Raw genomic sequence first — 20,456 nt, forward strand, 5'->3', positions numbered from 1 at the left:
GGCTCGCAGCCGCCGCCCGTCCGCGCTGATTGACTGAAAATGACGTTAATTCAATATGTTGCCTTGGCATTACGGGTGGCATGATTCTTGATTGGATTTGATTAACAAATGGTGGCGGAAACCCATGCTGAGGTTTCCGACCGGGCGATGATGGGAAGAGCTGGCCAGCGATGAGGCTAGTCGACGCCAATCTCCGGCCATCCGAGCCCGGCGCCCTTGTTGCGTCGCCGAGCAACCGGCGCTTTGCGCCTCACGTCAGGCTTTATCCGGCCGCGATCCCTGCAGGTCCTTGCATCCAGGTCCTTGCATCGCGGCCTTCGAGACACCCGAAACCTGGACGGCCGGGCAACGCCTTGGCGTTTGCCCGTCGAGCGAGCTGTGCGCGCTCGTGCTGGAACGCGCGGCAAGGCGGCTGACCACTGACATTTCTTGTGACGGGAGGTAGACGATGGAATCAGTGACATACACGCGCCAAAGGCTCGTGAGTTTCGTGGTTGCTCTGCTGGGGATCGCGTTCCTCTTCGTCGTGTTCAGTAACCTTGCATTGGCCGACGACGCGGCGCCGCCGGTCTGTGGCGGCAAGATTCTCGAGAAGTGCACACCAAATTCCGGCGACACCGCGTGGATGCTGACATCCGTCGCGCTGGTGTTGATGATGACGGTGCCGGGCCTCGGCCTGTTTTACGGCGGCATGGTGCGCAAGAAGAACGTCGGCGACACCGTGATGACCAGTTTTGCCGTCACCTGCCTTGTCACGATCCTGTTCGCCGTCCTGACCTACAGTCTGGCATTTCGTGCCGGCACTCCGTTCATCGGAGGCCTCGACCGCATGTTCCTCAAGGACATCCTGAGCGACATCGGCAAGGGAGGAATAGGCAATCCCAATCCGCTCGCTGCGACAATTCCCGAGAGTGTGTACATCTGCTTCCAGATGACGTTCGCGATCATTACGCCGGCGTTGATTGCCGGTGCCTTCGCCGAGCGCATGAAATTCTCCGCTATGCTCTGGTTCATCGGCTTGTGGGCGATCTTCGTCTATGCGCCGATTGCACACTGGGTCTGGGGACCTGACGGAATCTTCTCTTCCGGCAACGACGCCGCCTATGTGAAAGTGCTCGATTTCGCCGGCGGCACGGTGGTGCACATCAACGCCGGCGTGGCCGGGCTCATGTGCGCCATCATGCTCGGCAAACGCAAGGAGACGGGGCCGGCCCACAATATGGTGCTGACCTTCATCGGCGCCTCGCTGCTGTGGGTCGGCTGGTTCGGCTTCAACGCCGGCTCTGCCGTTACGGCTGGGATGCAGGCCGGCATGGCCATGCTGGTGACGCAGATTGCCACTGCCGTCGCCGGCTTCACCTGGATGCTGGTGGAATGGGCGCTCAAGGGCAAGCCGACCGTCGTCGGTATCTGCTCGGGTGCGGTCGCCGGCCTTGTTGCGATCACGCCGGCTTCCGGTTTCGTCGGACCGATCGGCGCCTTTGCGATCGGAATTGCCGCGGGCGTCGCCTGCTACTGGGGATGTACCGGCCTGAAGCGCATGTTCAGCTATGACGATGCGCTGGATTGCTTCGGCGTGCACGCGCTCGGCGGGATCGTCGGCGCGCTGCTGACCGGGATATTTGCGGTCGAGCAATATGGCGGCACGGCCGGCCTTCTGGAGGGAAATCCCGGCCAGTTCGTGAACCAGTGCATCGGTGTTGCGACCGTGTTCGTCTATGATGCCGTCGTCAGCTTGATCATTCTGTTCGTGGTCAAGATGACCGTCGGCCTCCGCGTGGCGGAGGACATCGAGCGCGAGGGTCTCGACCTCGCGCTGCATGGTGAAGTCGTGCAGTAGCACTGGGGCGGCATTCCGCGAGGCCGGCGATCGCCGTCGGCCCCGCGGCTAAACCTGTTCGAGGTAGTCCCATGAACTGGTTCTATTGGCACACCGCGTGGTCGCTGTTTTTCAGCCTCGTTTGGTTCATGACCATCACGCACAATCCCGATGCGCGCATCGCGGATGCGCATCTGCGTGATGAGGCGTTCGGCGGCGGTTAGCTCCGGTAGTAGCGCCACATCCTGAGGAACGTCCGATGGATCTCATCGGGCGCGCGGTCGAACGGCTCGAGGTTGATGCGCACCACGCCACGGTGGTCCATGCGCCACGGCAGCCGCATGAGCAGGCGATAGGCCGGCCGCTTGCGCCAGTCGGCAACCAGCGCGCTGCCGAGAGGTCCGTTGAGCGCGATCTGCAGCTCGTGGACGGTCATCGCTCGCTCGGCGATCTCTACGAGATCGATGCGTTCGACGGCGCGCCACCGGATCAGCCCGAAGGCCTGGATGAAGATGCCGTATTGATTGGCGCCGATGGTCGGACGGCCAGCCTCCAGCAACGGGATGTTGTAGTAGGTGAAACCGGCCGCCGCCGCGGCAAGCGCGAGCCAATAAAGGGCGCCCGTGATCCAGCTGGCCGTGACGAAGATCGCGGCCAGCGCCGCCGTCACGTAGACGGGGAAGTAGATGTCCTCGCGCCCGTAGGCGACCGAATAGCCGCCGACGTGGCCTTCCTGCAAGGTTGCGCTCATGTGAACCCTACGCCCGGGCTTGTCCGGGAAGCATAAGGGATGACGCCCGGCTGCAAAACAAAAACGGGGCCGCGAGGGCCCCGTTTGATATCAACGTCCAGCGATCTTACTTGATCTTGGATTCCTTGAACTCGACGTGCTTGCGCGCCACCGGATCGTACTTCTTCTTGACCAGCTTGTCGGTCATGGTGCGTGAATTCTTCTTGGCGACGTAATAGAAGCCGGTGTCGGCCGTCGACACGAGCTTGACCTTGATGGTGACCGCTTTGGCCATGTGTAAACCTCGGAAACAGGGGATATCGGGAGCCGGCCAAATCGGCCCGCGTTGGCCGGGAAACTAGCCACAAACCGCCCAAAGTCAAGGATTTCCGGGGCGAAAGCGGTTCAATTCGGGCCGATTAACCCTCGAAGAACCGGTTCTTCGGCCGCGGCAGCCCCAAATTCTCGCGCAAGGTCCGCCCCTCGTATTCGGTGCGGAAAATCCCGCGCCGCTGCAGTTCCGGCACCACCTTGTCGACGAACTCGAACAGCCCCTGCGGCAGATAGGGGAACATGATGTTGAAGCCGTCGCTGCCGCGGCCCGTCAGCCATTCCTCCATCTGGTCGGCGATGGTTTGCGGCGTGCCGACAAAAGCGAGCCCGCCATAGCCGCCGACACGCTGCGCGAGCTGGCGCACGGTGAGCTTGTCGCGCGCGGCAACGTCGACCATGCGCTGGCGCCCGCTTTTGCTCGCGTTGGTTTCCGGGATCGGCGGCAATTGCCCGTCGGGATCAAAGCCGGAGGCATCGGTGCCCAGGATCACCGAGAGCGAGGCGATCGCGCTCTCATAGTGCACGCGGCTGTCGAGCAGCGCGCGTTTCTCCTTGGCTTCCTCGACGCTGTCGCCGACCACGACGAAGGCGCCGGGCAGGATCTTCAGATGCTCGGGATCGCGCCCGACCTTCTCCATGCGGCCCTTGATGTCGGCATAAAGCTTCTGTCCATCGGCAAGGCTGCCGCCGCCGGTGAAGACCGCCTCCGCCGTCTCGGCCGCAAGCTGCCTGCCGTCCTCGGACGCGCCGGCTTGCACGATCACAGGCCAGCCTTGCACGGGACGGGCGATGTTGAGCGGACCGCGCACCGAGAGATATTTGCCCTTGTGATCGAGCACATGCATCCTCGAGGGATCGAAGAACAGCCCGGACTCGACGTCGCGCACGAAGGCGTCGTCGGCGAAGGAATCCCACAGCCCGGTGACGACGTCATAGAATTCGCGGGCGCGCTTGTAGCGCTCGGCATGCTCCATGTGATCGTCGAGGCCGAAATTCAACGCCGCATCGGGATTGGACGTCGTGACGATATTCCAGCCGGCGCGGCCGCCCGAGATGTGGTCCAGCGAGGCAAAGCGGCGGGCGACATGATAGGGCTCATCGAAGGTGGTCGAGCCGGTCGCGATCAGGCCGATATGCTCGGTGACGGAAGAGAGCGCCGACAACAGCGTGAACGGCTCGAACGATGTCACGGTGTGGCTGCGCTTCAGCGCATTGACCGGCATGTTGAGCACGGCCAGATGGTCGGCCATGAAGAAAGCGTCGAACTTGCCGGCTTCCAGCTTGCGGATCAGCGCCTTGATATGGGCGAAGTTGAAATTGGCGTCAGGCCACGACCCGGGATAGCGCCAAGCGCCGGTGTGGATGCTGACCGGCCGCATGAACGCGCCGAGCTTCAGTTGACGCTTCGCCATTGGCCCCGTTCCGTCGTTGATACCGTTAGCTGAACAGATAGGGAGGCGGTTCGCGGCGCGCCATCGGGAAGATTATTTTGTTTTTGGTCGATCTCTCGACATCGTCATTCCCCGGTGCGCAATTGCGCACCGGGGAATGACGAACCAACTCTCACGCCCCCAACACATCCTTCTGCATCTTGCCGCCGTAGAAATGGAAGAACGGCACGGCTGCGTCGTGGCGGAGTGGGCCGGTGGCGAGACGGCGGTCGAGCTCGGCGAGCACATTCTTGGTCATGGCGTGCGCATCGGCGAGCGGCTCGGAGCCGATCTCGACCCACACCAGATCGACCAGCTCGGCGTCGGCATGCACAACGCCCTCGACGCGATGCGCGATGGTCGAGGCATCGGCGGTGAAGAAGCGGGTGTCGAAGCGGCGGACGCGGCCGGGCGGGGTGATCGCGCGCGCGATCAGGAACAGGCCGGAAGGATCGGGCAGCAGGCCGGCATCGGCGAACGGAGCCCAGGGGCCGTCGAGCTTGGTTGGTCTCTCGATCTTGCGGCCGAGGCAGAGACCGGTCTCCTCGCAGGCCTCGCGGATTGCGGCATTGGCGAGCGCACGCGCGCGGCCAGGGGTGATCTTCGGGCTGCCCTTCAGGAGATTGGCTTCGAGCTCGGGTGTGATCGATGCGGCGACCGGCACGCGGTTGTCGGCCTTGTCGACGCGGCCGCCGGGGAAGACGTACTTGCCCGGCATGAACACCACCTTGTCGTGGCGCTTGCCGACCAGCACTTTCGGCTTCGCACCGGAGCGGTCGATCAGAATCAGCGTCGCTGCATCCTTCGGCCGGAAGTACGGATGATGATCGGCTTCTTTTTCCCCTTGGTGGACGGGAGCGGCAGTCTCAGTCATTTCATCCCTTTCGGCTCTTCTTGTCGCCCGGTTTAGCTAGACCGGCGGGATGTCGCTAGGGGCATTTTCGTCAAAGCCGCCCATGCGCAATGCCCATTGCAGTCCGATCACGGCGCCTTTCACCGGCTGCAGCAGCGCGAGCGATGCGAAGAAGGTGAAGGGCAAATAGATCGAGAGCTGCAGCCACACCGGCGGCGAATAATCGGTCTCGATCCACAGCGCCGTCGGTACCACGATATGACCGACGATGATGATGACGAGGTAGGCGGGCAGGTCGTCGGCCCGATGCGGCGTGAAATCGAGGTCGCAGACCGGGCAGTGGCCGTCGCATTTGAGGAACGCGCGGAACAGTCTGCCTTGACCGCAGCGCGGGCAGCGGCCGCGGAAGCCGCGCTTGATCGCGGTCCACACGTCTCGCTTTTCCGGTTGCGCTGTGTCGCGGGTCCAGACAACGGTCGGCGGGTTCACCGTTTCCATCATTTGCCTCGTTTGGATTTGCCGGACTTTTGCTTCGCCGGCTTGCGGCCCTTCTTGTTGCTATGCGCTTTCTTTTCCGGATGCGGCTTGGCGGATCCCCCGGTAAATTCCTTGGCAAATCCTTTGGCAGGTCCCGTGACACGCCGCTCGGACCTTGCGCCATCGCGTCCGCGTCTTCCGCCACGCGGAATGGCCTGACCTTCGGATAATAGCTCAAACCGCAGCGCGCCGGCTACGGGCGCGGCCTCGACCAGACGCACGTCGACGACGTCGCCGAGCCGGTACATGACGCCGCTGCGCGAGCCGATCAGCGCATGGCGGGTTTCGTCATAGTTGAAATATTCGCTCCCGATGGTGCGGATCGGGATCAGTCCGTCGGCGCCGGTATCATCGAGCTTCACGAACAGGCCGGCGCGGGTCACGCCGGAGATGCGACCCTGGAACGACGCGCCGATGCGGTCGGCCAGGAAATGCGCGATCAACCGATCGGAGGTCTCGCGTTCCGCCTTCATGGCGCGGCGCTCGGTGACGGATATTTGCGCCGCAATCTCGGCAAGGGTCTCCACGGATTCGTCCGGTGGCAGCGCGCCTTCGCCGAGGCCCAAGGCACGGATCAGCGCGCGATGCACGATCAGATCGGCGTAGCGGCGGATCGGCGAGGTGAAATGCGCGTAGCGGCGCAGGTTCAAGCCGAAATGGCCGTAGTTCTCGGCGGAATATTCGGCTTGCGCCTGCGAGCGCAGCACCACCTCGTTGACCAGCGGCTCGTAGTCCTCGCCCGAGACCTGCGCCAGCACGCGATTGAACTGCGCGGGCCGCAGCGCGCCCGATTTGGTGAAGGGCAGATCGAGCGTTTTCAAAAATTCCTGGAGATTGTGGACCTTCTCCTGGCTCGGCTCGTCGTGCACGCGGTAGATCAGCGGGAGATTCTTCTTCTCCAGCATTTCGGCCGCGGCGACGTTGGCGAGGATCATGAACTCCTCGATCAGCCGGTGCGCATCAAGCCGCTGCGGCACCACCACGCGATCGACGGTGCCGTCGGGCTTCAGCAGGATCTTGCGCTCGGGCAGATCGAGATCGAGCGGGTCGCGCTCGTTGCGTGCGAGCTTGACCAGCTCGTAGGCCGTCCAAAGTGGTTTCAGGATCGGATCGAGCAGGGGACCGGTGGTGTCATCGGGCCTGCCGTCGATCGCGGCCTGCGCCTGCGCGTAGCTGAGTTTCGCAGCCGAGCGCATCAGCACTCGATGGAAGGTATGCGAGCGCTTGCGGCCGTCGGCCCCGATGACCATGCGCACCGCGAGCGCGCCGCGCGGCTCGCCGGGCACCAGCGAGCACAGATTGTTGGAGATGCGCTCCGGCAGCATCGGCACGACGCGATCGGGGAAATAGACCGAGTTGCCGCGCAGGAGCGCGTCGCGGTCGAGCGCCGAGCCCGGCCGCACATAGAAGGCGACATCGGCGATCGCGACATGGACGATATAGCCGCCCTTGTTGTTCGGATCGCCGTCCACCTCCGCATGCACGGCGTCGTCATGATCCTTGGCGTCGGGCGGATCGATGGTGACGAGCGGCACGTCGCGCCAATCCTCGCGGCCTTGCAGCGTTGCGGGTTCTGCCTCTTCGGACTCGCTGATAGCTGCGGGTGAGAACACCTGCGGAATGTCGTGGGCGTGAATCGCGATCAGGCTGATCGCCTTCTCGCTCGACAGCGAGCCGAGGCGATCCTTGACGCGGCCGGAGCCAAGCCCGTAGCCGCGGCTGCGCACCAGGTCGACGCTGACGAGATCGCCATCCTCCGCGCCGCCGGTATCTGATGTGGCGATGTTGAGTTCGCGGCCGGCCTGTTTCTTGTCGACCGGGATCAGCCGTCCGCTGCCGTCAGGGTTGCGGCGGAAGATGCCGAGAATGCGGCTGCGGGCGTGGTCGATGACCTTGATGACGCGGCCGCGATAGGGCGTACCGTCGCTTTCGTCCGATACATCGACCCGCAACAGCGCGCGGTCGCCCACCCCGGCTGCGGTGCCGGGCTTCGGGCGCCGCGGCGTCTCGATGCGGATCTTGGGCGCGGGGCCGCTGTCTTCGGTGTCCCACTCGGCGGGGGTGGCAATCAATTCGCCGTCGCTGTCGCGGCCGGTGATGTCGGCAAGCACGGTCGGGGGCAGTGCGGCCGGCTGGAGGATATTGCGGCCGCGTTTGGCGACCGTGCCGTCGTCGGCGAGCTCGCGCAGAATCTTCTTCAGCTCGGCGCGGTCGGCGTTCTTCAGGCCGAACTCGCGGGCGATCTCGCGGGTGCCGACCTTGCCTGGATTGGCGCGGATGAATGCGACGATGGCGTCCCGGGCCGGAAAGCCATGGTCGTGTTTTGGTTTCACTTATCCTCTTGCCTTGCCGGCGCTCTTCTTCGCGGGTGCTTTGGTTGGTGCCGCAGGCTTCGCGGCTGAGGTCTTGGCGGCTGACGGGACCGGCGCGCGCGCTTTGCTGACCGCGTCCGATTTCGGCTTTGCGGCGGCTTTCTTCGCCGCGGCCTTCTTGGCGGGCTTGGCCCCGGCGTCGCCATCAGCCTTTGCAGCAGCGGCTTTCGCCGGCTTCGCGGCTTTCGCCTTCTTGACCTTCTTGCCGCCGCCCTTGGCAGCGCGCTCGTCGATCAGCGCGATCGCGTCGGCAAGTGTCATCTCGTCGGGCGTCTTGTCGCTCGGGATCGTCGCATTGACGCCTCCAGCGGTGACGTAAGCGCCGTAGCGGCCGTTCTTCAGCGCGACCGCGCCGAGCGAGGGGTGATCGCCGAGCGGCTTGCCGGGATCGGCACCGAAGCGGCGGCCGCTCGGCCCCTTGGCCACCTTCTCCGCGATCAGCGTCACCGCGCGGTTCAGCCCGATGTCGAACACCTCGTCGCCGGCCTCGAGGCTGGCATAGGTCTTCTCATGCTTGACGAACGGCCCGAAGCGGCCGAGGCCCGCGATGATCGGCTCGCCGGTCTCCGGGTGCTTGCCGATCTCGCGCGGCAGCGACAACAGCTTGAGCGCAAGCTCGAGGTCGACATCGCCGGGCGAGGTGCCCTTCGGAATGCCCGCGCGCTTCGGCTTCTCGCCCTCTGCGTAATCCTTCTGCTCGCCGAGCTGGATGTAAGGACCGAAGCGGCCGGCCTTGACCACGACATCGAACCCGGTGTCGGGATCCTTGCCGAGGATGCGGTCGGCGCTCTCGGCGTTGTCGGCGGCGAGCGGACGGGTGTAACGGCATTCCGGATAGTTCGAGCAGCCGACGAAGGCGCCGAACTTGCCGGCCTTCAAATTGAGCCGGCCGGTGCCGCAGGTCGGGCACTGCCTGATATCGCCGCCATCCGCGCGCGGCGGATAGATGTGCGGACCCAGCATCGCGTCGAGCGCGTCAAGCACTTCGGAGACCCTGAGGTCCTTGATGTCGTTCACGGCACCGATGAAGCCGGTCCAGAAATCCTTCAGCACCTGCTGCCAGGCAATCTCGTTGTTGGAGACGCGGTCGAGCTGCTCCTCGAGATCGGCGGTGAAGTCATACTCGACATAGCGCGAAAAGAAGTTCTCCAGGAACGCGACCACGACGCGGCCCTTGTCCTCGCCATGCAGCCGCTTCTTCTCCAGCTTGACGTAGCCGCGGTCCTTCAGGACCTGCAGGATCGAGGCGTAGGTCGAGGGACGGCCGATGCCGAGCTCTTCCATCCGCTTCACCAGCGAGGCTTCCGAGAAGCGCGGCGGCGGCTCAGTGAAATGCTGGGTGACGGCGAGGCTCTGGCGCTTCACGGTTTCGCCTTCGCTCATCGCGGGCAGGCGGCGTGAATCCTCGTCCTCCTCGTCGTCGCGGCTCTCTTGATAGAGCGCGAGGAAGCCGTCGAACTTGATGACCTGACCCGAGGCGCGCAGCTCCAGTGTGCGGGAGCCTGCCTTGGCCTCGATATCGACGGTGGTGCGCTCGAGCTCCGCCGATTCCATCTGGCTTGCGATGGTGCGCTTCCAGATCAGCTCATACAGCCGCGCCTGGTCGGCATCGAGCCGGCGGCCGATCGAAGCGGGCCGGCGCGACAGATCGGTCGGGCGGATCGCTTCGTGCGCTTCCTGGGCGTTCTTGGCCTTGGCCTGGTACTGGCGCGGCGCATCCGGCACATAGGCGTTGCCGTAATCCTCGCCGATCACCTTGCGCGCCTGGGTGATGGCCGACGGATCGATCTGCACGCCGTCGGTTCGCATATAGGTGATGAGACCGGTGGTCTCGCCGCCGATATCGATGCCCTCATAAAGACGCTGCGCGACGCGCATGGTGTGCGCCGGTGCGAAGCCGAGCTTGCGGCTGGCTTCCTGCTGCAGCGTCGAGGTGGTGAATGGCGCTTGCGGATTGCGCCGCGCCGGCTTGGCCTCGACGGTCGCGATCTTGAAGAGGGCGGCCTCGATCGCCTTTTTGAGATCCTCGGCTTCCGCGCCGGTGCCGATGTCGAGCCGCTGAATCTTCTTGCCGTCGGCGCCGACGAGACGCGCCTCAAACACGTCGCCGCGCGGCGTCAGCAGGGTGGCAACCAGCGACCAGTATTCGCGGGGGACGAACTTCTCGATCTCCAGCTCGCGGTCGCAGACCAGCCGCAGCGCGACCGACTGCACGCGGCCGGCCGAGCGCGCGCCGGGCAGCTTGCGCCACAGCACGGGGGACAGCGTGAAGCCGACCAGATAGTCCAGCGCGCGGCGCGCCATATAGGCGTCGACCAGCGCACCGTCGATCTGGCGCGGCGCCTTCATGGCGTCCGTGACCGCTTGCTTGGTGATGGCGTTGAACACCACGCGCTCGACCTTCTGGTCCTTCAGCGCGCGCTTCTCCTTCATCACCTCCAGCACATGCCAGGAGATCGCCTCGCCCTCGCGATCGGGGTCGGTTGCGAGAATCAGACGGTCGGCGCCCTTCAGCGCCTTCGCGATGTCGTTGAGCCGGCCGGCGGCCTTGTCGTCGATCTCCCAAATCATCTGAAAATTGGCGTCCGGATCGACCGATCCGTTCTTGGCCGGGAGGTCGCGAACATGGCCGAACGACGCCAGCACCTCGTAGGAGGCGCCCAGATATTTGTTGATCGTCTTGGCCTTGGCCGGCGACTCCACAATGACGATATTCATGTCATTCCAATGGTTTATGGGAAAACTTGAAGGCGGGTTCCGCTAAACTCGCGCCCCGCCATGTCGGGGCGAACATGGGTGCTGGGGCGGCCCCTGTCAAATCGGCAGATATTGAAAGAGCGGGTTTGGGCGGGAAAATCCTATCCCCAGAGTTGAAAAATACGTCCTAGAGTTGCGGCCGGAAACGGCGTATCTCTCTTTATACTGGTGGATGGGAAGTAGCCTTTTTGAGCAGAACAGAAGGCGGCCGGAAGCGCAAAGCATTCGGCCGGCGTCGATCGGCGGACGACGATACAGGTGGGGAGGGCGGCCCGGATGACGCCCTGGTCCTGATCGCGGCAGCCGTGACCGAACTCGCCAGACTGGCCCAGCGCCACAAATTCGAAATTCTCGACCATCTGCGCGCGATGGCCCGGCTGGAAGCCGACGAGCAATTGCGCGTGCGGAGCCGGCGCAGGCTGTCGTGAGGTCAGTGTCATCGCCCGCGAAAGCGGGCGATCCAGTATTCCAGAGGCAGTTGTGATTGAGCGGAGGGGCCGCGGCGTACTGGATCGCCCGCTTTCGCGGGCGATGACAGCGGTGGGTGTGGTTGCGCGTTCTCGCGACATGATTTGTCCGAGCTTTGCATTTCGTTTGCCCTCTCGCTTGATAGAGGGCGCAGGGAAAGCCGGGTGCCGATCGCACCCATGGGCCCGGTGCAACAGAAAGCACCGGGGTAGGACCACAGGTGTAACCGGGAACGCCGGCTTTCCCTGCGCGATGGTGTTACGGTTTCCTTCGTGCTCTCCCCGGTGAGCGCTTTGTTGCCACCGTCGCCCCTGAGAAGCGTCAGCTTCTCACGGACTTTCTGCCTGCATTGCAGCGTCAGGACCACACGACTTCGCCGTCCGCTTCATGCGCACTCGTCTGTTGCGCACTCGGCGTCCACCGCATCCCACCGCGCGTTCGTGACGTGCGCTCGCCCCTCAATCGGGTGGGACGGGCAAATTCATACACTAGTTTTTGCTTCAGATAAACCGAAATATTTTTAAGCAGAGGGCTTGCGCCGTCGGGCAAATCAGTGATTGGCGCCGTTCGGGTCGAGAGTAACGCTATGCGGTCACGCGTTGGCGCTTCGCGGGCCGCGGCTTCAGCGTGGTCCCGGCGGCGTCAAGCACGCGGCCGTCCTGTGAATAGAGCATAAGCTTCTTCACCGGCTTGCCGGTGTTGCGGTCGACCAGGATCGTTGCAATCTCGTCCGGATGCTCGTCGAACTCCTCGGTCCACTGCCGGAGCGCGACCAGGATCGGGAAGATGCCGCGCCCCTTCGGCGTCAGCGCATATTCCTGATAGGCGCTGCCGTCAGAGGCGGGGACCATCTTCAGAATGCCGCGCTCGACCAGTGTGCGCAGCCTGCTCGCGAGGATGTTTTTCGCAAGGCCGAGGCTCGCCTGGAATTCGCCGAAGCGGCGCCGGCCAAGGCTCGCGTCGCGGATGATCAGGAGCGACCACCAGTCGCCGAACACATCGAGTGCTCGCGCCACCGGACAGCCGTCGCCTGCAAGGCTGGTTCGTTTCACCGCCACGTCTCCCGAAAGATGCGCCATCACGGCTTTGTGTGGTTGCAATATTAAACTGCATACTCTAGCTAGGCAATCAGGTTTAATAATGCAACTGAATTGGAGGCGGACATGAGACTGGCGAACAAGACGGCGTTGATCACCGGCGGCAACAGCGGCATTGGGGTTGCGACCGCGAAACTGTTCGCGGCCGAGGGCGCGAAAGTCGTCATCACCGGTCGCAACAAGGAGACACTGGCGGCGGCGGCCAAGGAACTCGGGCCGAACGGGTTTGCGATCGTGGCCGACGCCACCGACGTCGCGGCGCTGGAGGCCGCGGTGAAGCAGGGTGCGGAAAAATTCGGCAAATTCGACATCGTGTTCGCCAACGCCGGCATCCCCGGCCATACGCCGCTCGGCGGCACCACGCTCGCGGCGTTCGAGAACGTGATCCGGACCAATCTCACCGGCGTTTTCTTCACCGTGCAGGCGGCGGTGCCCTATCTCAACGACGGCGCGTCGATCATCCTCAACGGTTCGGTGATCTCGGTGCTCGGCAATCCCGGCTATGCGGCCTATGCGGCGAGCAAGGCCGGCGTGCGCGCGATGGCGCGAGTGATGGCGTCGGAACTGTCGCCGCGCGGCATCCGCGTCAACGTGGTGGCGCCGGGCGCGGTGCGTACCCCGATCTGGGGCGTCGCCACCGCGACGCCGGAAGCCGAGAAGATCTTCGAGGCGCGGATCGCCAAGACGACGCCACTCGGACGTCTTGGTGAACCGGATCATATTTCGAAGACGGTGCTGTTCCTGGCCTCGGACGATTCAGCCCATGTGCAGGGGCAGGAACTGTTCGTCGACGGCGGCGCGACGGCATCGCCTGCGGGCGCGCCGATCTATCGCGGCTGAATCATTTCCGATTGTTCGAGCGGACCGGCGTGACTGATGTCACGCCGGTCGAATTATTTTCGGATGTTTTCTTGAACGCCACAAAAACGCGTTGAACCTTGGTCTAGGTTGATGGGACTCCCCATAGGGCGGGGATTTTTTCACTACGGATTCATTTGGAGTGCCATCATGCTCAAAGCAATTGCGCCCAAGGCTACCCGCATGCCGGCGTCGGTTCCGGTTTCATCCGAGTCATCGGCCGCCGAAAATTCAGACACGTCGCAACTCGTGACGGTCGCGCTGTTTTCGGGCATCGGTCTGCTGATCTCGCTTGTCGCTGTGATTTACGGAGTCCAGGGCGCCTGGTTCTGAGGTACTGACCTGAACGAATACGCCGCGACCTGAACAAATCCCCCACCGTCGCCGAAGCGACGGCGGGCCATTTTTGGTATCAGGCGGCGTTCAGGCTGCCTGCGGCCTGCAACGCGCTGGCGACGGCCTTTTCGCGATGCTCTGGGCCGACCTGGATGCCATCGGCCGAGATGAATTCAAGGTTCTTCACCCCGATGAAGCCGAATACCCCGCGCAGATAGGTTTCGAGATGCTCGAGCGCGGCCATCGGCGTGCCGGCGCCGTAGAAGCCGCCGCGCGAGATCGCGACGATGACGCGCTTGTTGCCTGCCAGCCCTTCGACGCCGGCCGCGCTGTATTTGAAGGTCTTGCCGGCGACGAGGATGCGGTCGATCCAGGCCTTGAGCTGGCTCGGAATCGTAAAATTGTACATGGGGGCGCCGATCACGACGATGTCGGCGCCCAGAAACTCCTCCAGCACGGTCTGCCCCGCGGCGATGTCGTCGCGCAACGAGGGCTCCGGAGTGGCGCCCTGGCCGGCGGCCAGGTGCAGGCCGGTGAGGTGGCCAAGCGGGGCCACGGAGAGGTCGCGATAGGTCACGGCGAGGCCAGGATTGGCCTGACGCAGCCGGTCAACGGCGGCGGCGGAGACCTGGCGGCTGACGGAGTGAGGGCCGAGGACGCTGGAATCGAGATGCAGGAGTTTCATGGCAGGTTCCACCTTTGGTATGGATTTGTAACTGGCGCTATATGAGTGACTGTCTTAAATCTCTGCAAGAACGCACATTTTTGAAACCTGAGCACAGCCATGAGACCCGAGAACATCCGTGTGCCTGCCCTGCCGCCGCCCCCGCCCGGCGGCGACCACAGCGATTGCCGCGCGGTCGCCAGTGTGCTCGCGCGGATCGGCGACAAATGGAGCGTGTTCGTGATCATGATGCTGATCGACGGGCCGCTGCGCTTCAATGAGCTGAAGCGCACCATCGCCGGCATCTCGCAGCGGATGCTGACGCTCACCTTGCGCGGGCTGGAGCGCGACGGCCTCGTGACGCGGACGGTATTCCCGACCATTCCGCCGCGGGTCGACTATGAGCTGACCGATCTTGGACGAGGGTTGGCCGAACCGGTGAAGGCGCTCGGCCAATGGGCGTTCGCGCATCTGCCGGAGATCCAGGGCGCGCGCACCCGGTTCGACGGGCGGAACGGGGAGTAATTGTGCGCTCGGCTCTTTCCGCGTCATTGCGAGGAGCGATAGCGACGAAGCAATCCATGTCTGCGCCTGCGGTGCGATGGATTGCTTCGCTTCGCTCGCAATGACGGGGGAAACGATTACGTGCTAAATCGCACAGCGCTAAATCATCGACACCAATCCGCCGCCGTGACGCTCGAGCTTGCCGGCGAGTTCGAGCTCCAGCAGGACCGTGCGCGCGACCGCGGGCGATACATCCGGATCAGATCGTCGAGGCTGATCGGGGTCGGGCCGAGCAGATCGATGATGCGGGTGCGATCGGAGGCTGCGGTTGAAAAATCCAGCGGCTCGCCGTCCTCGCGTGCGCCAAGTATGATCGGCCGCTCCATGATCGGCGTGACCGCGTTGACGACATCGGCGGCTTCGGTGACCAGCGTCGCGCCCTGCTTGATCAGACCGTTGGTGCCGGCGGCGCGCGGATCGATCGGCGAGCCCGGCACCGCGAACACCTCGCGGCCTTGTTCGGCCGCCATGATCAGCGAGCCCGAGCGATGTGCGGCCTCGACGATGACCACACCGAGCGAAGCACCCGAGATCAGCCGGTTGCGGCGGGGGAAGTCGCGCGCCCGCGGCACATGGCCGAGCGGCATTTCGGAGATCGCAGCACCATGCTCCAGCAGTGCGGCCAGCAGGTCCGTATGCTCGGGCGGATAGATCCTGTCGTGGCCGCCGGCCAGCACTGCGACCGTGCTGCTCGCGACGGTGGCGCGATGTGCCGCCTGGTCGATGCCGCGGGCCAAGCCCGAGATCACGACAAAGCCGGCGTCGCCGAGATCTCGCGCGAGGGTGCCTGCAAATTTCAGCCCGGCGCCGGAGGCGTTGCGGGAGCCCACGATCGCGATGATCGGTCGCGTCAGGGTGTCGAGCAGGCCGCGGACGCCGAGCAGCGGCGGCGCGTCATCGATGGTGGCGAGGCGTGGCGGATAATGAGCTTCATCAGGCGCGACGAGATCGACGCCGATCTTTTCGCAGGCGGCGAGCTCCGCGGCCGCGTCGGCCGCGCTGCAGATGCGCCCCGGTCCCGATGCGCCGCCGCGGCGCGCAAGATCGGGCAGCCGCTCCAGCGCGCTGGCCGCATCGCCGAAATGGCGGAGCAGAGATGCAAAAGTGCGCGGGCCCGGTATTATGGCGCAAACGCCACCGGCATCAGGAAAACGAGCAGCGCGGCGCTAAGGATGGCAACGCCAAGACAGATGCGCGCGGCGACTGAATACGGAGCGGGATGGGGCTGTTCGATCATGACACTTCCCCCTGTGATGCGGGGAAAAAGTGTGCGCCCGGATTTGATGGAACGCGAGTGTTATTTTGACGCGGATCAAAGCGTCTTGGTGAAGCCTAGGAATGCAAGAATATAAGCAGCGCAATTCCGACCAGACACGTAAGCCACGCGAACCAAATCGCCATGACCCAATCAGATTGCCGTCTCAGATGCCGAGAGTTCATGAAGCGCTCTCCGCGTAAACTTGAATCAATATGAAGCGGTAAATCCTACCATAAACGCTTGATTCGCTTAGGAGACAGTTACTCCGTCAGCGGGTGCGCAAGTACCGGATTATTAAATCTCCTCCAGCACCACCTGCTCAAGCTCAAGCGCTGCAACGCACGCAAGAAAGAAGATCGCCGTAAACGATCCTCGTTTCAGCTTCATGGTGATGCCCGCCTCGGTCTCTTCTTTGAGGCCGTGCTTCTTCAGCCGCTTCACCAACTCAGCATAGGTGACATTCGCCTTCTTCATTTCCGCCTTGAGGAAGTCGCTGGCACGTCGGCCCCATTCCTCTTCCGCCTTGGGTAGGACCATGGCATCTCCTATCGATTCCGTTAGCTAACAAATATGATAGACCGGGCTTGACTTCCGGTCAAACGGTTCATATCCGTTAGCTAACACATTCGATAGGATGCGGCAATGCGCGGCAGACCGACGAAAGACCCTCCAGCCCATCGGCGGGGGCGTACCAACTTTCAACCTGAACAAAATCTCCATAAGCTATCCCGCCACGCTGCTTGAATGGCATATGGTCAGGCACGTAACCTAGCGCAGCTTCAGCCCAAAGGACTGAAATAGCGATCCAAATTGCCCCTTGTAGCCCGCGCATCGTTCATTCCTTTCTGAATGAACGGCATCAGGTGCGAACGGACAGGCCGTTAGGCCGGTGGCGTTTGCGCCATAATACCGCGCGGGCCGACATTGTCGGAGCGGATCAGCCTGAGACGGTTGAGCCGTTCGGCGTCGGAGAGCTTGTGCGGGAGGTCGTGCATGCGGGATGCAGCTTCGCCCAAGAGGGGATTGTGATCAACGGGCGCATTGGCACATCCGGCCCGACGCGCTAGGTACAGCCGACAGCAGCAGGATGCAGCGCCCATGATGTCCCTTGCCGACTTCCAGCAGCGTATCGAACAGGGTGCGCTTTCGCCCAATGCGGCTATCGCGCAGGCGCTGGAAGCGATCCGGGTGCAGGACGGGACGATCGGTGCCTTTGTCCGCCATGATCAAAGAGCGCGTGCGCAATCGTCCGGGCCGTTGCGCGGCATTGCGGTCGGCATCAAGGACATCATCGACACGGCTGATTTCCCGACCGAGATGGGCGCGGTGCTTTACCGCGGGCATCAGCCGCGGGCCGATGCGCCGGTCGTGATGGCGTTGAAGCGCGCTGGCGCCACCGTCATCGGCAAGACCACGACGACAGCGTTCGCGGCGAATGATCCGACCGCGACCGTCAATCCGCACAATCATTCGCATACGCCGGGTGGCTCATCTTCGGGTTCGGCCGCGGCCGTTGCCGCCGGGATGGTTCCGCTGGCCCTGGGGACGCAGACCGGCGGCTCGGTGATCCGGCCGGCCTCGTTCTGCGGTGTCGCCGCGATCAAGCCGAGCTACCGGCTGCTGCCGACGGTCGGCGTGAAGTGTTTTTCGTGGACGCTCGATACCGTCGGACTTTTTGCGGCCGGCGTGCGCGATGTTGCGGCAGGGCTATCGGCGATGACCAACCGGCCGGAGCTTTTGGTGCCGGCGCATGTTGCCGCGCCGCGCATCGGCGTGGTGACGCAGGCCTTCGCCGGCGCACCGGAGGCATCGGGCGCGGCGGCGCTGAAGAAGGCTGCGCGCGCCGCGGCGCAGGCCGGGGCAAATGTGCGCGAACTCGAGATGCCGGAGATCATCGCGGAGGCCTGGCGCATCCATCCGATCGTGCAGGATTTCGAGGCGCAGCAGTCGTTCGCCTGGGAGTACGGGCAGAATTACGATGCGATGCCGCCGCTGCTGCGTGGCCGGCTCGACGAGAGCAAGGGCGGCACGCCGGCCCACTATGACGCGGCCATGGACGTCACCTTGCGTGCGCGGCAGGTGCTTGCCGCGGTGTTTGACGAGGTCGACGTGCTGCTGACGCTATCGGCGCCGGGGGCTGCGCCCGCGGGTTTGGCCTCGACCGGCGATCCCCGCTACAACCGTCTCTGGACCTTGATGGGCGTGCCCTGCGTCAACGTGACGGCTGATATCGCCGAGGGCGGATTGCCCGTCGGCGTGACCGTGATCGGAAGGTTCGGTGCCGACGCATGGGCGCTGGCGGCGGCGAGTTTTGTCGAGGATGCGTTGAGAGGATAGCACCGTCATTCCGGGGCGATGCGAAGCATCGAACCCGGAATCTCGAGATTCTCAGGTGCGCAATTGCGCACCATAGTTCTCGCTACGCGAGCGCCGGAATGACAAGGCGCTATTTGCCAATCTTGCCTTCGGTGCCGGCCTGCAAGCGCTTGATGTTCTCGCGGTGCATGTAGAACAGCAGCAGCGTCAGCACGGCGAACAGCGAGGCCAGCGCGGCGTGGCCGAACCACCACAGGAAGATCGGCGTCGCGAAGGCTGCGACCAGCGCCGACAGCGACGAGTAGCGGCTGGTGAAGGCGGTCGCCAGCCAGATCACGGCAAACACCAGCGCCGCCGGCCAGAACAGGCCTAGCAGCACGCCGATATAGGTCGCGACACCCTTGCCGCCGCGAAACTTCAGCCAGATCGGGAAGAGGTGGCCGAGGAAGGCGCCGAGCGCAGCCAGCATCGCCGCGTCAGGGCCGTCATAGGAACCGGCGATGATGACGGCGACCGTGCCCTTGAGCATATCGCCGATCAAGGTCGCCGCGGCGAGGCCCTTGTGTCCGGTGCGCAGCACGTTGGTGGCGCCGATATTGCCCGACCCGACCGAGCGCAGATCCTGCGTGCCGGCGAGCCGTGTCAGGATCAGGCCGAACGGGATCGAGCCGAGCAGATAGCCGATCAGCAGTGCTACGATGAGAAACCAATCACCCGACATGGTCGCAGCTCCAGACGTCCCGGCGAACCTGCCGCGGTTTACACATGTTCGTACACCGTCCGTCCGCCAACGATCGTCCGCATCACGCGGCCGGAGAAGCGGGCATCGTCGAACGGGGTGTTCTTGCAGAGCGATTTCAGATCGTCGCGATCGAGCACCCAGGGCGTATCGGCATCGATCACGATGATGTCGGCCGGGGCACCGGCGCGCAGCGTGCCGCCCGGCAGGCCGAGCAGTTCGGCCGGCCGCGTCGACATCGCGCGGATCAGCGTCTTGAAATCCATCTCGTTGTTATGGATCAGCCGCAGCGCCGCCACCAGCATGGTCTGCAGGCCGACCGCACCGTGGGCTGCTTCCGCGAACGGCAGCCGCTTGACCTCGACGTCCTGCGGATTGTGGTCGCTCATCACGACGTCGATCAGCCCGGAGGCGAGCGCGGCCACCAACGCCTTGCGGTCGTCCTCGGTGCGCAGCGGCGGCGACAGTTTCAGGAAGGTGCGGTAGGGGCCGATGTCGTTCTCGTTCAGCGTCACATGGTTGATCGAGACCGACGCCGAGACGGCTATGCCGGCATCGCGGGCGCGCTTGAGGATCTCCAGCGACTCGATCGAGGTCAGCGAGGCCGCGTGATAGCGTCCGCCGGTTAGGGCTGCGAGCCGCAGGTCGCGCTCGAGCATGATCGATTCCGCCGCGGTCGGAATCCCGGCAAGGCCGAGCCGCGTTGCGAACTCGCCCTCGTTCATCACGCCTTCGCCGACGAGATTGGGATCTTCGGTGTGATGCACGATCAGCGCGTCGAAATCGCGGGCGTAGGTCAGGGCGCGCCGCATCACCTGCGCGTTGGTGACGCTCCTGTCGCCGTCGGTGAAGGCGACGGCACCGGCGGCCTTCAACAGGCCGATCTCGGTCATCTCGTGGCCCTGCATGCCCTTGGTGAGGGCGGCCATCGGATGGATGTTGACGATCGCGGTGTCGCGGGCGCGGCGCATCACGAAGTCGACGGTCGCCGAATTGTCGATCACCGGCGAGGTGTCCGGCTGACAGATGATGGTGGTGATGCCGCCGGCTGCCGCGGCCTGGCTCGCCGAGGCAAAGGTTTCGCGGTGGCTGGCGCCGGGCTCGCCGACAAAGGCGCGCATGTCGATCAGGCCGGGGGCCACGATCTGGCCGGCGCAATTGACGATGTCGGTGCCCTCAGGGACGCCGGCGGCGCCGATGCCGCGCTTGGCGTCGCGGATCACGCCGTCGGCAATCAGGACGTCGCCGAGGCCGTCGAAATCGCGGGAGGGATCGATGATTCGGGCGTTGGCGAGCAGGATCGGTCTGCGGTCAGTCAGCATGGC

Annotated in this window: 20 protein-coding genes and 1 pseudogene; 7 read left to right on the forward strand and 14 right to left on the reverse strand. The window is 64.2% G+C overall.

The window, feature by feature from the left end:
* The first annotated feature begins 448 nt into the window (after positions 1-448).
* Together ACP2YO_RS21910 and ACP2YO_RS21915 are read left to right on the forward strand one after the other, a co-directional pair.
* The gene (locus tag ACP2YO_RS21910; protein ID WP_426442648.1) at positions 449-1,840 is read left to right on the forward strand and encodes an ammonium transporter; all 1,392 of its coding nucleotides are present in this window, start codon (positions 449-451) and stop codon (positions 1,838-1,840) included.
* Positions 1,841-1,911: 71 nt separating this feature from the next.
* A complete protein-coding gene (locus ACP2YO_RS21915; protein ID WP_426442649.1) occupies positions 1,912-2,043 on the forward strand; it encodes a hypothetical protein in 132 nt (43 codons plus the stop codon).
* On the opposite strand, the gene ACP2YO_RS21920 is transcribed toward ACP2YO_RS21915, so the two are convergent.
* The 7 genes from ACP2YO_RS21920 to topA form a co-directional block, all read right to left on the reverse strand.
* The gene (locus ACP2YO_RS21920) at positions 2,040-2,570 is read right to left on the reverse strand and encodes a hypothetical protein (RefSeq protein ID WP_426442650.1); all 531 of its coding nucleotides are present in this window, start codon (positions 2,568-2,570) and stop codon (positions 2,040-2,042) included. The two genes, ACP2YO_RS21915 and ACP2YO_RS21920, sit on opposite strands and share 4 nt — an antisense overlap.
* Before the next feature lie 106 nt (positions 2,571-2,676).
* Positions 2,677-2,844, reverse strand: coding sequence for a 50S ribosomal protein L33 (gene rpmG, locus ACP2YO_RS21925; protein WP_027537094.1), 168 nt, complete (start codon positions 2,842-2,844; stop codon positions 2,677-2,679).
* Between the two features lie 124 nt (positions 2,845-2,968).
* Entirely contained in the window at positions 2,969-4,294 is a 1,326-nt protein-coding gene (locus tag ACP2YO_RS21930) for an LLM class flavin-dependent oxidoreductase (protein WP_426442651.1), read from the reverse strand.
* Between the two features lie 151 nt (positions 4,295-4,445).
* Positions 4,446-5,186: an NUDIX hydrolase gene (locus tag ACP2YO_RS21935; protein ID WP_426442652.1), complete on the reverse strand. Its 741-nt coding sequence runs from the start codon at positions 5,184-5,186 to the stop codon at positions 4,446-4,448.
* 36 nt (positions 5,187-5,222) lie between these two features.
* On the reverse strand, positions 5,223-5,666 hold the full coding sequence (locus ACP2YO_RS21940; RefSeq protein ID WP_426442653.1) for a DUF983 domain-containing protein: 444 nt from the start codon (positions 5,664-5,666) through the stop codon (positions 5,223-5,225).
* Positions 5,663-8,035, reverse strand: coding sequence for a ribonuclease R (rnr, locus tag ACP2YO_RS21945; RefSeq protein ID WP_426442654.1), 2,373 nt, complete (start codon positions 8,033-8,035; stop codon positions 5,663-5,665). Before rnr ends, ACP2YO_RS21940 begins: the two co-directional genes overlap by 4 nt.
* Positions 8,036-10,792, reverse strand: a complete 2,757-nt coding sequence (gene topA / locus ACP2YO_RS21950) for a type I DNA topoisomerase (protein WP_426442655.1) — start codon at positions 10,790-10,792, stop codon at positions 8,036-8,038.
* Positions 10,793-11,019: 227 nt separating this feature from the next.
* On the opposite strand from topA, the gene ACP2YO_RS21955 reads away from it, so the two are divergent.
* A complete protein-coding gene (locus tag ACP2YO_RS21955) occupies positions 11,020-11,259 on the forward strand; it encodes a hypothetical protein (RefSeq protein WP_426442656.1) in 240 nt (79 codons plus the stop codon).
* Positions 11,260-11,883: 624 nt separating this feature from the next.
* Here the strand turns inward: ACP2YO_RS21955 and ACP2YO_RS21960 are convergent.
* Positions 11,884-12,378, reverse strand: coding sequence for a winged helix-turn-helix transcriptional regulator (locus ACP2YO_RS21960; RefSeq protein ID WP_426442657.1), 495 nt, complete (start codon positions 12,376-12,378; stop codon positions 11,884-11,886).
* 84 nt (positions 12,379-12,462) lie between these two features.
* Between ACP2YO_RS21960 and ACP2YO_RS21965 the strand changes: the two genes are divergently transcribed.
* Positions 12,463-13,236, forward strand: a complete 774-nt coding sequence (locus ACP2YO_RS21965; protein WP_426442658.1) for an SDR family oxidoreductase — start codon at positions 12,463-12,465, stop codon at positions 13,234-13,236.
* A gap of 168 nt (positions 13,237-13,404) precedes the next feature.
* Positions 13,405-13,587 (forward strand): hypothetical protein, encoded by a 183-nt coding sequence (locus ACP2YO_RS21970; RefSeq protein WP_426442659.1) that lies wholly within the window; start codon positions 13,405-13,407, stop codon positions 13,585-13,587.
* 79 nt (positions 13,588-13,666) lie between these two features.
* On the opposite strand, the gene ACP2YO_RS21975 is transcribed toward ACP2YO_RS21970, so the two are convergent.
* Positions 13,667-14,275 carry an FMN-dependent NADH-azoreductase gene (locus tag ACP2YO_RS21975; RefSeq protein ID WP_426442660.1) on the reverse strand — a complete coding sequence of 203 codons (609 nt, stop codon included), beginning with the start codon at positions 14,273-14,275 and terminating at the stop codon, positions 13,667-13,669.
* 99 nt (positions 14,276-14,374) lie between these two features.
* Between ACP2YO_RS21975 and ACP2YO_RS21980 the strand changes: the two genes are divergently transcribed.
* The gene (locus ACP2YO_RS21980) at positions 14,375-14,779 is read left to right on the forward strand and encodes a winged helix-turn-helix transcriptional regulator (RefSeq protein WP_426442661.1); all 405 of its coding nucleotides are present in this window, start codon (positions 14,375-14,377) and stop codon (positions 14,777-14,779) included.
* 138 nt (positions 14,780-14,917) lie between these two features.
* Here ACP2YO_RS21980 and dprA read toward each other — a convergent pair.
* From dprA to ACP2YO_RS21995, 3 genes and pseudogenes are all read right to left on the reverse strand, one after another.
* Positions 14,918-15,933, reverse strand: a pseudogene (dprA, locus tag ACP2YO_RS21985) (DNA-processing protein DprA); the annotation flags it as partial.
* Positions 15,934-16,370: 437 nt separating this feature from the next.
* Positions 16,371-16,613: a DUF6471 domain-containing protein gene (locus ACP2YO_RS21990; RefSeq protein WP_426442662.1), complete on the reverse strand. Its 243-nt coding sequence runs from the start codon at positions 16,611-16,613 to the stop codon at positions 16,371-16,373.
* A gap of 344 nt (positions 16,614-16,957) precedes the next feature.
* Positions 16,958-17,071 carry a hypothetical protein gene (locus ACP2YO_RS21995; RefSeq protein ID WP_426442663.1) on the reverse strand — a complete coding sequence of 38 codons (114 nt, stop codon included), beginning with the start codon at positions 17,069-17,071 and terminating at the stop codon, positions 16,958-16,960.
* A 103-nt stretch (positions 17,072-17,174) separates the two neighbouring features.
* Between ACP2YO_RS21995 and ACP2YO_RS22000 the strand changes: the two genes are divergently transcribed.
* Entirely contained in the window at positions 17,175-18,413 is a 1,239-nt protein-coding gene (locus tag ACP2YO_RS22000) for an amidase (RefSeq protein ID WP_426442664.1), read from the forward strand.
* Positions 18,414-18,522: 109 nt separating this feature from the next.
* Here the strand turns inward: ACP2YO_RS22000 and plsY are convergent, their stop codons facing one another.
* Both plsY and ACP2YO_RS22010 read right to left on the reverse strand, forming a co-directional pair.
* Positions 18,523-19,113 (reverse strand): glycerol-3-phosphate 1-O-acyltransferase PlsY, encoded by a 591-nt coding sequence (plsY, locus tag ACP2YO_RS22005; protein ID WP_426442665.1) that lies wholly within the window; start codon positions 19,111-19,113, stop codon positions 18,523-18,525.
* Positions 19,114-19,151: 38 nt separating this feature from the next.
* On the reverse strand, positions 19,152-20,453 hold the full coding sequence (locus ACP2YO_RS22010; protein WP_426442666.1) for a dihydroorotase: 1,302 nt from the start codon (positions 20,451-20,453) through the stop codon (positions 19,152-19,154).
* Positions 20,454-20,456 lie beyond the last annotated feature (3 nt).

This window comes from Bradyrhizobium genosp. P (assembly GCF_049949265.1).
Lineage (GTDB): Bacteria > Pseudomonadota > Alphaproteobacteria > Rhizobiales > Xanthobacteraceae > Bradyrhizobium.

Coding starts and splice junctions, on each gene's coding strand:
- ACP2YO_RS21940 (WP_426442653.1), bottom strand. CDS start 5,666: ATGATGGAAACGGTGAACCCGCCGACCGTTGTCTGGACCCGCGACACA.
- ACP2YO_RS21980 (WP_426442661.1), top strand. CDS start 14,375: ATGAGACCCGAGAACATCCGTGTGCCTGCCCTGCCGCCGCCCCCGCCC.
- topA (WP_426442655.1), bottom strand. CDS start 10,792: ATGAATATCGTCATTGTGGAGTCGCCGGCCAAGGCCAAGACGATCAAC.
- ACP2YO_RS22010 (WP_426442666.1), bottom strand. CDS start 20,453: ATGCTGACTGACCGCAGACCGATCCTGCTCGCCAACGCCCGAATCATC.
- ACP2YO_RS21920 (WP_426442650.1), bottom strand. CDS start 2,570: ATGAGCGCAACCTTGCAGGAAGGCCACGTCGGCGGCTATTCGGTCGCC.
- plsY (WP_426442665.1), bottom strand. CDS start 19,113: ATGTCGGGTGATTGGTTTCTCATCGTAGCACTGCTGATCGGCTATCTG.
- ACP2YO_RS21915 (WP_426442649.1), top strand. CDS start 1,912: ATGAACTGGTTCTATTGGCACACCGCGTGGTCGCTGTTTTTCAGCCTC.
- ACP2YO_RS21960 (WP_426442657.1), bottom strand. CDS start 12,378: ATGGCGCATCTTTCGGGAGACGTGGCGGTGAAACGAACCAGCCTTGCA.
- ACP2YO_RS21965 (WP_426442658.1), top strand. CDS start 12,463: ATGAGACTGGCGAACAAGACGGCGTTGATCACCGGCGGCAACAGCGGC.
- ACP2YO_RS21990 (WP_426442662.1), bottom strand. CDS start 16,613: ATGGTCCTACCCAAGGCGGAAGAGGAATGGGGCCGACGTGCCAGCGAC.
- ACP2YO_RS21995 (WP_426442663.1), bottom strand. CDS start 17,071: ATGCACGACCTCCCGCACAAGCTCTCCGACGCCGAACGGCTCAACCGT.
- ACP2YO_RS21910 (WP_426442648.1), top strand. CDS start 449: ATGGAATCAGTGACATACACGCGCCAAAGGCTCGTGAGTTTCGTGGTT.
- ACP2YO_RS21930 (WP_426442651.1), bottom strand. CDS start 4,294: ATGGCGAAGCGTCAACTGAAGCTCGGCGCGTTCATGCGGCCGGTCAGC.
- ACP2YO_RS22000 (WP_426442664.1), top strand. CDS start 17,175: ATGATGTCCCTTGCCGACTTCCAGCAGCGTATCGAACAGGGTGCGCTT.
- ACP2YO_RS21975 (WP_426442660.1), bottom strand. CDS start 14,275: ATGAAACTCCTGCATCTCGATTCCAGCGTCCTCGGCCCTCACTCCGTC.
- ACP2YO_RS21935 (WP_426442652.1), bottom strand. CDS start 5,186: ATGACTGAGACTGCCGCTCCCGTCCACCAAGGGGAAAAAGAAGCCGAT.
- ACP2YO_RS21970 (WP_426442659.1), top strand. CDS start 13,405: ATGCTCAAAGCAATTGCGCCCAAGGCTACCCGCATGCCGGCGTCGGTT.
- rpmG (WP_027537094.1), bottom strand. CDS start 2,844: ATGGCCAAAGCGGTCACCATCAAGGTCAAGCTCGTGTCGACGGCCGAC.